Origin of the sequence: Streptomyces chisholmiae, from assembly GCF_031845445.1 — a bacterium.
Taxonomy (GTDB): domain Bacteria; phylum Actinomycetota; class Actinomycetes; order Streptomycetales; family Streptomycetaceae; genus Streptomyces; species Streptomyces chisholmiae.
Genome location: NZ_JAVREO010000122.1, coordinates 1 through 474, shown reverse-complemented (window position 1 = coordinate 474; position 474 = coordinate 1). Strand labels below are relative to the sequence as shown.

General features: G+C 60.8%; 1 pseudogene. It reads right to left on the bottom strand.

Annotated features, from left to right (window positions below):
• Window positions 1–52: 52 nt before the first annotated feature.
• Window positions 53–474 (bottom strand): annotated as a pseudogene (locus RM844_RS32375) (polyphosphate kinase 2 family protein); the annotation flags it as partial.

Sequence of the window (474 nt, the reverse complement as noted above, 5' to 3'; positions counted from 1 at the left end):
GCTGATACGTCCCGGTGGGAAAGTCGGCCATTCCCCATTTGGGGTATAGGCATCAGTCGATCTGGTACTGCTCCGGCCGATATCCCGGATCGGGATATTCCGGCTTCATCGCTTCCAGCTCGCCGCGGATCAGCCGGGCGACGATTGCATCGCGCCGCGACCGGCTATCGGCTGGCACCACATGCCATGGCGCATGCGGCGTCGAACAACGCTGCAGCACCGTCTCGTAAGCCACCTGGTAATCGTCCCACAGCTTGCGATCCTCAAGGTCGGAAGGATTGAACTTCCAGCGCTTCTCGGGAACCTCGAGCCGCTCGCGCAACCGCTCGCCCTGCTCCTCCTTCGAGATGTGCAGCATGATCTTCAGAACCCGCGTGCCGTTCTCGACCAGCATCTTTTCCCAACTGTTGATCTGCTCATAGCGCTGCTCGACCAGCTTTGCCGGCGCGAGCTTTCGCACCTTCACCACAAGGA